This is a genomic window from Sphingomonas albertensis (assembly GCF_014358075.1).
GTDB classification, from domain to species: Bacteria; Pseudomonadota; Alphaproteobacteria; order Sphingomonadales; family Sphingomonadaceae; genus Sphingomonas; species Sphingomonas albertensis.
Genome location: NZ_JACONT010000046.1, coordinates 18,624 through 27,494, shown reverse-complemented (window position 1 = coordinate 27,494; position 8,871 = coordinate 18,624). Strand labels below are relative to the sequence as shown.

The following is an 8,871-nucleotide window of genomic DNA, read 5'->3' as shown; positions in this document are numbered from 1 at the left end:
CATTACCTTGTTTCCCCGCGAAGCCGGGGACCCAGCCTGGACTCCCGCCTTCGCGGGAGAACAAGGTTCGTGGGATAACAGCTTTGTGTTCCAAGGGAGGATGTCACCGCGGCGGCGGGACCAGCGCAGGCACCAATCGCGCCGAATCCGCCGGATCGATCCCCGGCCGCGGCCCCGCCGGAATCACCTCTTCCCCGCGCATCGCCCGCCCAGCCCGCTGCACCGCCTCGACCACGCGCGGATACACCCCGCACCGGCACAGGTTGGTGATCTGCTCGCGGATCAGCGCTTCGCTCGGGTCGGCATTGCGCTTCAGCAACAGGGCCGCCGCCATGATCATTCCCGGAATGCAGAACCCGCACTGCGGCACAGCCTCGGCAATAAACGCCAGCTGCACCGGATGATTGCGTTCGCGCGACAGCCCCTCGATCGTCGTGACGTACGCCCCCTCGATCGAGCCGATCGGCACCCGGCAACTCCGTATCGCCCGCCCGTCGATGTCGACCGTACACGCGCCGCACTGCCCGGTGCCGCAGCCGTATTTCGTCCCCGTCAGGTTCGACGCATCGCGCAACGCCCACAGCAGCGGCGTCTCGTTGTCGAGCTTGTATTCGATCGGCTCGTTGTTGACGGTGAAGCGGCTCATGCCCGCCGTCCTAGCCCGCCGGGACCGATCGCACCACGCGGCATTGCCACGCGCTGCCGCCCCGGCTTATGTCGCGCGGAAATACCGCGAGAGGGCGCAACACGATGCACGTCGATACCAAATCCACAGCAGCAGCCGGAGGCGATGCCAGCCACGGCTACGACGCGCCCGACCTGCGCGTGTTCGTGTTCGCGTTGTTCTTCATCTTCGGTGGCATCACCTCGCTGAACGACATCATCATCCCGAAGATGAAAGAACTCTTCACGCTCGACCACGCGACCGCGATGCTGGTCCAGTCGGCGTTCTTCCTCGCCTATGCGCTGTTCTCGATCCCCGCCGCGGCGATCGTCCGCAAAGCGGGCTACATGCGGACCGCGTCGATCGGGCTCGTGACGATGACCGCAGGCTGCTTGTTGTTCATCCCCGCGGCGGGGCAGGCGAGCTTCGGCATGTTCCTGTTCGCGCTGTTCGTGCTCGGCGCAGGCATCACCGTGGTGCAGGTCGTCGCCAACCCGCTGATCTCGGCGCTCGGCCATCCCAAGTCCGCCTCGAGCCGGCTGACCTTCGCGCAGGCGTTCAACTCGCTCGGCACGACCATCTTCCCGTACGTCGGCTCCGCGCTGATCCTCGGCGGGCTGGCGACGGTCGACTCTTCGACAATCACCGGTGCCGCGCTCGACGCGTACCGGACGGAATCGTCGCGGACCGTCGTGCACACCTATATCGGCCTCGCGATCGCGTTGCTGATCGTCGCCGCGGTCGTGTGGACCCGTCGCAACCGGCTCAACGAGGAGCAGGACCAGACGGGCAGCATCTTCCACGCGTTCACCCTGCTGAAGCGCCCCCGCTTCGCGATGGGGACGGCGTGCATCTTCCTGTACGTCGGTGCGGAGGTCGCGGTCGGCTCGCTGATCGTCAATTACCTGATGCAGCCGAGCGTGATGGGCCTGAGCGACGTCGCCGCGGGCAAGCACGTGCCGTTCTACTGGGGCGGCGCTCTGGTCGGCCGGTTCATCGGCGCCTACGTCCTGAACAAGGTGTCGCCGGGCAAGGTCCTCGCGGGCGTCGCGACGGGGACGCTGGCGCTGATCCTGATCTCGGCAAACACCGAGGGCGCTTTGTCGGGCTGGGCGTTGCTCGCGATCGGCTTGATGAACGCGGTGATGTTCCCGACGATCTTCTCGCTGGCGTCGGAAGGTCTCGGCAAGCGTGCGGCGGAAGGCTCGGGTGTGATCGCCACGGCGATCGTCGGCGGCGCGATCATCCCGTATCTGACGGGGATGCTGGCGGACAAGTCGGGCAGCCTGCACTTCGCGCTGCTGCTTCCGGCGATCTGCTACGCGCTGATCCTGGCTTATGGGTTGTATGCCCGGAAGCCAGTGGTGGAGGTCGCGGCCTAACCCCCATCCGTCATCCTGGGCTCGACCCAGGATCCAGAGCCACGAACGCTAGCGCACGTGGCTCTGGATCCTGACTTTCGTCAGGATGACGGTGGTTTCGGCAGCATCGGCGCCGCCCGCCCGGTCGCGAGATCGGCATCGGAAAACCGGATTGGCGTACGCAGCCCCGGAACCAGAGACCCATCCGGCCGCGCGACGTCGATCGCCATCCCCCGCGCGACGACCTGCGGATCGTCGAACGCCTGCGCGACGGTATTAATCGGCCCGGCCGGCACACCCACCGCCTCCAACCGCGCCAGCAACTCGAGTTTAGGCACCAGAGACGTCGCCGCCTCGATCCCCGCGAACAACACATCCTTGAACGCCAACCGCCCGGCATTGGTCGCGAACCGCGGATCGTCGCGCATCTCGGGCAAGCCCATCGCATCGCAGAACCGCCCGAACTGCCCGTCATTCCCGACAGCCAGGATGAACCACCCATCGGCACACGGAAACACCGCATAGGGACACACGTTCATATGCGCATTCCCGACCCGCGTAGGTGACACGCCGCTCGCAAACCAGTTCATCGCCTGGTTCGCCAGCACCCCGGTCATCGTATCGAGCAGCGCCATGTCGATCTGCTGACCCTTGCCGGTCCGCTCGCGCATCGCCAGCGCCGCCTGGATCGCGATTACGGAATACAGACCGGTCATGATGTCGGCGAACGCGACGCCAATCTTTTGCGGCGCGCCATCGGGCTCGCCGGTCAGGTCCATGATCCCGCTCATGCCCTGCACGATAAAGTCGTAGCCCGCACGAGGAGCGTAGGGCCCGTCCTGCCCGAACCCGGTGATCGAGCAATAGACGACCCGCGGATTGATCGCGGCGAGCGCGGCGTAGTCGAGCCCGTATTTGGCCAGCCCGCCGACCTTGAAGTTCTCGATCACCACGTCCGCGTCGGCGATCAGGTCGCGGACGACGGCTTGTCCTTCGGGTGTGGTAAAGTCGGCGACGACCGACCGCTTGCCGCGATTGGCGGCATGGAAATACGCGGCGTCGCACGTGCCGTCAGGGTTATCGATAAACGGCGGCCCCCAGGTTCGCGTGTCGTCGCCGGCGGAGCTCTCGATCTTGACGACGTCGGCGCCGAGATCGCCAAGAAGTTGCCCCGCCCACGGCCCCGCAAGGATCCGCGCGAGTTCAACCACTTTCAAGCCGGTGAGGGGGGAGGGTTTGCTTTCCAATTTAGAGCACCACCCCGGCGGAGGCCGGGGCCCAATTGGAAAGGTCGGAGTAACAACGCGCAGCACCAGCCAATGCGCGTTCCCCAATTGGGCCCCGGCCTCCGCCGGGGTGGTAGGACGTCGGGGTTGAACTCAAAACGCAGCGATACCCGTGATCGCCCGCCCGAGGATCAGCGCGTGCACGTCATGCGCACCCTCATACGTGTTGACCGTCTCCAAGTTCATCAGGTGGCGCATCACCTGATACTCCCCAGAAATCCCGTTGCCGCCGTGCATGTCGCGAGACATCCGCGCGATATCGAGCGCCTTGCCGACGTTGTTGCGCTTCACGATCGAGACCATTTCCGGCGCGAACCGGCCCTCGTCCATCAACCGCCCGACGCGCAAGCTCGCCTGCAACCCAAGCGCGATCTCGGTCTCCATATCCGCCAGCTTCTTCTGGAAAAGCTGACGCCCGGCAAGCGGCGTCCCGAACTGGTTCCGGTCCAGCCCGTACTGCCGCGCTGCATGGAAACAGAACTCCGCCGCGCCCAATGCACCCCAGGAAATCCCGTAGCGAGCGCGATTGAGGCAGCCGAACGGGCCCTTCAGCCCCTGCACGTCGGGCAGCAGCGCGTCGTCGCCAACCTCGACCTCGTCCATCATCACCATACCGGTGATCGACGCGCGGAGCGACAGCTTGCCCTCGATCTTGGGCGTCTCCAGCCCCTTCATCCCGCGCTCGAGGATGAAACCACGGATGCCGCCGCCATGCTCGTCGGACTTCGCCCAGATCACGAACACATCCGCGATCGGCGAATTCGAAATCCACGTCTTCGCGCCCGAGATCACATAGCCGTTGGCCGTCTTCTTCGCGCGCGTCGTCATCCCGCCGGGATCCGACCCCGCATCGGGCTCGGTCAGCCCGAAGCAGCCGATCCATTCGCCAGTCGCGAGCTTGGGCAGGTATTTGCGCTTCTGCTCTTCGGACCCGAACGCGTTGATCGGGTACATCACGAGGCTAGATTGCACCGACATCATCGAGCGATACCCCGAGTCGATCCGCTCCACCTCGCGCGCGACCAGGCCGTACGCGACATAGGACGCGCCGACGCCGCCATATTCCTCGGGGATCGTCGGCCCGAGCAACCCGAGCGCGCCCATTTCGCGGAAAATCGCGGGATCGGTATGCTCGTGCTGGAACGCGTCGATGATCCGCGGCGCGAGCTTGTCGTCGGCATAGGCCTTCGCGCTGTCGCGGATCATCCGCTCGTCCTCGCTCAACTGATCGTCGAGCAGGAACGGATCCGCCCAGTCGAACTTGCCCATCCCGGCCATATGAATCTCCTTCGTTGACCGCCGACTTCGTGGTTCGGCCAGCGAAAGTCCACCCCTGACGAAACGTTTACGCGTCGATCAGCGTCAGCACCGCGATCGTCACATGCTCGCGGTCGCCGAGCGACTCGATGCGGTCGACCACCAGATCTGCGACGATATGCCCGCGCATCGCGAACTCGGCTTCGGGCAATGCGTCGATCCACTCTCGAAGACCGGGTACGGGCATTGCCGCGATCGTCAGCCGGTGCAGTGTGCCGACGAAGGTCGCGCTGGCCCAAGGCGTGCACGCGATCGACTCGACGTGCATCGTCAGGCCTGCCGCCGCCGCATGGCCGCGAAGCGCGCGGATCAATAGCGTGCCCGCATCGGGGCCACGGATCGCGTCCATCCTCACGATCCGTGCCGTTCTATGAACGTCTCGATCCGCGCCACCATCGGCGCGCGCGGCTGGCGACCGAGTCGGAGATCGTGGACCAGCCGCGGATCGCCGACCGCCAACCGGCCAAATTTGGAAGTCGGCATGCCGGTCTGCCGCAGATATCGGTCGATCTTGATGAGAACGGACATGGTCGCTCCTTCCTGTTCCTGGCCCCGAGTCCCTGGCCCGGGTCCCTGCCTGCGTTCCTGATCTGTTCCGGCAAATCCTACTTGTCTAGGAAAATTCCTACGCTACGGTTCGGGCGTGGCTAGAACCGTGCTCGAACCCGATCCAAGAACCGCGCTGGCAACGCTGGCCGCGGCGCGTGGCGACAGTCTCGCGGCGCTGTCGGCGATGCTGGGGCGCAACGCGGCCTACCTTCAGCAATATGTCAGGCGTGGATCGCCGCGGGTGCTCGGCGAACGTGATCGCCGATTGCTGTCGGACTATCTGGGCGTGAGCGAAACAACGCTGGGCGCACCCGCCGATCGGCCGGCAGGGTTCCGCATCCGAAAGCTCAACGTGGCGGCATCGGCGGGGCCGGGCGCGCTGGTCGACGGCGAGATCGTGCTCGGCACGGACACGCTGGACCCCGGCCTCGCGCGGAAACTCAGGCTAAGGGACGGGCAGGCGGCGATCATCCGCGTGCGCGGCAACTCGATGGAACCGGGACTATTCGACAGCGATCACATCGTCGTCGACACAGCCGACCGCACGCCGCGCGCGAAAGGCGGCTTGTATGTCATCCGGATCGACGACGCGGTGATGGTGAAGCGCGTGGCCCTGGTGCGGGGGGCGCTAGTGGCGACGAGCGACAACTCCGACGCGGCAGCAGTGCCGGACGGAGCGATCGCGGTGATCGGCAGGGTCGTCTGGCAGATGCGCGAGCCGCGATAAGAGCGAGCCCCGCTCCGCCAGAGACAATATTGTTCTCCCGCGAAAGTGGGAGCCCAGGGTCGCAAGCGATGGCGTTCGTGATCCTGGACCCCCGCCTTCGCGGGGGAACGGTAGATCAGCGCCCCTGCAGCTTGCTCAGAATAGTCATCGACTGTTCCGAGCCCGACTGCGGGACGATCTCGCCCGTGCGGTCGATGATCGCGTCCCAATTCGCCGCGACACCCTCGACCGACAGATCATCGCCCGTCAGCAGCTTGCCTTGAGTCAGTGTCACGTACGCCGCCTGGAACACGCCGGCACCGGCACCGACGATCATGTTGGTAGGGGCATCTTCCGACACGAGGAACACCGCGGCGGGGGCGACCTTGTCAGGGGAGAAGGCCTTGAACGCTTCCTCGGGAAAGATGTCCTGCGTCATCCGCGTGCCCGCGGTCGGGGCGATCGTGTTGACCTTGATGTTGTTCTTCGCACCCTCGATCGCGAGCGTCTTGGTCAGCCCCGCGAGGCCGAGCTTCGCGGCACCGTAATTCGCCTGGCCGAAATTGCCGTAAAGGCCCGTCGACGACGCGGTCATCAGGATGCGGCCGTAATTCTGGCCGCGCATCGTGTCCCATACCGCCTTGGTGGCGTTGGCCGAGCCGTTCAGGTGGACGTCGACGACGAACTTGAAGTCGGCGGGCTCCATCTTGGCGAAGCTCTTGTCGCGCAGCACGCCGGCGTTGTTGATGAGGATGTGGACGCCGCCCCATTTCTCGGAAGCGCGGGCGACCATTTCGACCATCTGGTCGTAGTCGGTGACGCTGCCGCCGTTCGACATCGCTTCGCCGCCGGCCGCTTCGATTTCCTCGACGACTTTCAGCGCAGCGTCCGAATGTCCGGTGCCGTCGCGCGACGCGCCGAGATCGTTGACCACGACTTTCGCGCCGCGGCGGGCGAGTTCGAGCGCATATTCGCGGCCCAAGCCGCCGCCTGCGCCGGTGACGATGGCAACCCGGCCCTCAAAGCGAATAGACATGGAAAAGGCGCTCCTCTCTTATAGTTGGAGCGCCTTTCCTAGAACGTAAAGCTGGCTAGGCAAGCGGCAGGATCACCTGCCGCTTGCTGCGTAAATTACTTGCCGCCGCGGTTACGGCAGCCGTCCTTGACCGTCTTCGAGCACACCGGATACTCGGCGGGTGCCGGCGTCGGCGGGGTTACCGTCGGCTGACCGAACGTCACGCCACCGGTCGGGGCAGGTGCTGCCATAGGTGCGGCGGGTGCTGCGGCCGGATCGGCGGGAGCCGCCATTGCCGGATCTGCAGGTGCTGCGGGGTCAGCAGGGGCTGCCTGGTCCGCGGGTGCCGTCTGCATCGCGGGATCGGCCGGTGCGGTCTGCGCGGCGGGATCGGCCGGCGGGGTCGTCTGGGCGATCACGGGCGACGCGAGAAGAGCGGCAGCGGCGAGAAGAATGGACTTCATACGAATCTCCTAAATGGGTGCACCATTTTGGTAGCGCGACGTCTGAACGCACTAAGTCGCGCTTGGGTCCTTCGTTTCGCATCCGATTCCATTCGCCCCATCGCGGGACAGAGTCCTTATCCGCCCGTATCGAGTGAATACCCCGCCGAACGGACGGTGCGGATGATGTCCGGACGCTCGCCGACGTTGATCGCTTTCCGGAGCCGCCGGATGTGCACGTCGACCGTCCGGCTCTCGATATCGCTGTCATGTCCCCACACCGCATCGAGCAGCCGTTCGCGCGAGAACACCCAGCCCGGATGCTCGAGGAAATGCTTCAGCAGGCGGAACTCGGTCGGTCCGAGCGACACGACCTCGCCCGAGCGACGGACCTTGTGGCCGACCGTGTCCATCTCGATGTCGGCATAGCTGAGCGCTTCGCCGGCGAGGGCAGGGCGCACCCGGCGCAGCACGGCCCCCACGCGCGCGACGAGTTCGCGCGGCGAGAACGGCTTCGTCACGTAATCGTCGGCGCCGGTTTCCAGACCCCGGACGCGATCCTCTTCCTCACCGCGTGCGGTGAGCATGATGATCGGCACGTTCTGCGTCTCGGGGGCGCGGCGCAGGCGTCGACAGACCTCGATCCCCGACAGTCCCTCGACCATCCAGTCGAGCAGGACGATATCGGGCACCTTCTCCTTGGCGAGCAGCAAAGCTTCCTCGCCATCGGGGGTATGCGCGATCTCGAAATCCTCGCGCTTGAAATGCCAGACCAGCAATTCGGCGAGGGCCGCATCGTCCTCGACCAGCAGCATCTTCGCGCGTGCCATTATGCTTGCTCCTGCTTGATGCCGCGTTCGCGGTCGACCATCTGCGTGCCAGTCGCGGCGAAATAGACCATCTCGGCGACGTTGGTCGCGTGATCGCCGATCCGCTCGAGGTTCTTTGCGACGAACAGCAGATGCGCGACCTGGCTGATCGTCTTGGGGTTCTCGACCATGTAGGTCACCAGCGTGCGGAAGATGCTGTCGTAGAAATCGTCGAGCGCATTGTCGCTTTCGACCACGCGCACCGCTTCTTCGGCATCGCGCGCGGCAAACGCGTCGAGCACGTCGTGGACCATCTCGCTCGCCATCCGGCCCATCGCGGGCAGGATCGAGATCGGCTCGATCCTGTGCTCGCTCTCGATCATCGGCACGCGCTTGGCGATGTTCTTGGCATAGTCGCCGATCCGCTCGACGACACCGGCGATCTTCAGCGCGGCGACCACTTCGCGCAGATCGACCGCCATTGGCGCGCGCAGCGCGATGATCCGCACCGCCAGCCGCTCGACCTCCGCCTCGATCACGTCGATCTGCTTGTCGGCGACGCGCACCTGTTCGGCGAGCGCGAGATCGTTGCGTTGCAGCGCCTGCATCGCCTTGTCGATCGCGTCCTCGGCGAGCCCGCCCATCTGCGAGATCAACCCGCGCAGCTCGCCGATGTCGTTGTCGAAGGCCTTGACCGTATGCGTGTTCATGCGTGGTCCCC

The 8,871-nt window shown here is 65.4% G+C and carries 11 protein-coding genes; 2 read left to right on the top strand and 9 right to left on the bottom strand.

Annotated features, from left to right (window positions below; translation table 11 throughout):
• Positions 1 to 103: 103 nt before the first annotated feature.
• Positions 104 to 646, bottom strand: a complete 543-nt coding sequence (locus H8S47_RS16570) for a (2Fe-2S)-binding protein (RefSeq protein ID WP_187504882.1) — start codon at positions 644 to 646, stop codon at positions 104 to 106.
• Between the two features lie 104 nt (positions 647 to 750).
• Between H8S47_RS16570 and H8S47_RS16565 the strand changes: the two genes are divergently transcribed.
• Positions 751 to 2,046, top strand: a complete 1,296-nt coding sequence (locus H8S47_RS16565) for a sugar MFS transporter (protein ID WP_187504881.1) — start codon at positions 751 to 753, stop codon at positions 2,044 to 2,046.
• Between the two features lie 80 nt (positions 2,047 to 2,126).
• On the opposite strand, the gene H8S47_RS16560 is transcribed toward H8S47_RS16565, so the two are convergent.
• From H8S47_RS16560 to H8S47_RS16545, 4 genes are all read right to left on the bottom strand, one after another.
• Complete coding sequence (locus tag H8S47_RS16560) at positions 2,127 to 3,272, bottom strand: CaiB/BaiF CoA transferase family protein (RefSeq protein ID WP_187504880.1); 1,146 nt, start codon at positions 3,270 to 3,272, stop codon at positions 2,127 to 2,129.
• A 132-nt stretch (positions 3,273 to 3,404) separates the two neighbouring features.
• Positions 3,405 to 4,589 carry an acyl-CoA dehydrogenase gene (locus H8S47_RS16555; protein WP_056055772.1) on the bottom strand — a complete coding sequence of 395 codons (1,185 nt, stop codon included), beginning with the start codon at positions 4,587 to 4,589 and terminating at the stop codon, positions 3,405 to 3,407.
• Positions 4,590 to 4,656: 67 nt separating this feature from the next.
• Positions 4,657 to 4,977 carry a hypothetical protein gene (locus H8S47_RS16550; RefSeq protein WP_187504879.1) on the bottom strand — a complete coding sequence of 107 codons (321 nt, stop codon included), beginning with the start codon at positions 4,975 to 4,977 and terminating at the stop codon, positions 4,657 to 4,659.
• A gap of 2 nt (positions 4,978 to 4,979) precedes the next feature.
• Entirely contained in the window at positions 4,980 to 5,156 is a 177-nt protein-coding gene (locus H8S47_RS16545) for a hypothetical protein (RefSeq protein WP_165895153.1), read from the bottom strand.
• Positions 5,157 to 5,271: 115 nt separating this feature from the next.
• On the opposite strand from H8S47_RS16545, the gene H8S47_RS16540 reads away from it, so the two are divergent.
• The gene (locus H8S47_RS16540) at positions 5,272 to 5,904 is read left to right on the top strand and encodes a S24 family peptidase (protein WP_328805580.1); all 633 of its coding nucleotides are present in this window, start codon (positions 5,272 to 5,274) and stop codon (positions 5,902 to 5,904) included.
• Positions 5,905 to 6,019: 115 nt separating this feature from the next.
• On the opposite strand, the gene H8S47_RS16535 is transcribed toward H8S47_RS16540, so the two are convergent.
• The 4 genes from H8S47_RS16535 to phoU form a co-directional block, all read right to left on the bottom strand.
• A complete protein-coding gene (locus H8S47_RS16535; protein ID WP_187504878.1) occupies positions 6,020 to 6,919 on the bottom strand; it encodes an SDR family NAD(P)-dependent oxidoreductase in 900 nt (299 codons plus the stop codon).
• A 95-nt stretch (positions 6,920 to 7,014) separates the two neighbouring features.
• A complete protein-coding gene (locus H8S47_RS16530) occupies positions 7,015 to 7,362 on the bottom strand; it encodes a hypothetical protein (RefSeq protein WP_187504877.1) in 348 nt (115 codons plus the stop codon).
• Between the two features lie 116 nt (positions 7,363 to 7,478).
• Complete coding sequence (gene phoB, locus H8S47_RS16525) at positions 7,479 to 8,171, bottom strand: phosphate regulon transcriptional regulator PhoB (RefSeq protein ID WP_055873047.1); 693 nt, start codon at positions 8,169 to 8,171, stop codon at positions 7,479 to 7,481.
• Positions 8,171 to 8,860, bottom strand: a complete 690-nt coding sequence (gene phoU / locus H8S47_RS16520) for a phosphate signaling complex protein PhoU (RefSeq protein WP_187504876.1) — start codon at positions 8,858 to 8,860, stop codon at positions 8,171 to 8,173. Before phoU ends, phoB begins: the two co-directional genes overlap by 1 nt.
• Positions 8,861 to 8,871: the final 11 nt, after the last annotated feature.

What these genes read in the sequence shown, in the direction of transcription:
- H8S47_RS16570 (WP_187504882.1), bottom strand. Translation starts at nt 646, where the DNA reads ATGAGCCGCTTCACCGTCAACAACGAGCCGATCGAATACAAGCTCGAC.
- H8S47_RS16565 (WP_187504881.1), top strand. Translation starts at nt 751, where the DNA reads ATGCACGTCGATACCAAATCCACAGCAGCAGCCGGAGGCGATGCCAGC.
- H8S47_RS16555 (WP_056055772.1), bottom strand. Translation starts at nt 4,589, where the DNA reads ATGGCCGGGATGGGCAAGTTCGACTGGGCGGATCCGTTCCTGCTCGAC.
- H8S47_RS16550 (WP_187504879.1), bottom strand. Translation starts at nt 4,977, where the DNA reads ATGGACGCGATCCGTGGCCCCGATGCGGGCACGCTATTGATCCGCGCG.
- H8S47_RS16545 (WP_165895153.1), bottom strand. Translation starts at nt 5,156, where the DNA reads ATGTCCGTTCTCATCAAGATCGACCGATATCTGCGGCAGACCGGCATG.
- H8S47_RS16535 (WP_187504878.1), bottom strand. Translation starts at nt 6,919, where the DNA reads ATGTCTATTCGCTTTGAGGGCCGGGTTGCCATCGTCACCGGCGCAGGC.
- H8S47_RS16530 (WP_187504877.1), bottom strand. Translation starts at nt 7,362, where the DNA reads ATGAAGTCCATTCTTCTCGCCGCTGCCGCTCTTCTCGCGTCGCCCGTG.
- phoB (WP_055873047.1), bottom strand. Translation starts at nt 8,171, where the DNA reads ATGGCACGCGCGAAGATGCTGCTGGTCGAGGACGATGCGGCCCTCGCC.
- phoU (WP_187504876.1), bottom strand. Translation starts at nt 8,860, where the DNA reads ATGAACACGCATACGGTCAAGGCCTTCGACAACGACATCGGCGAGCTG.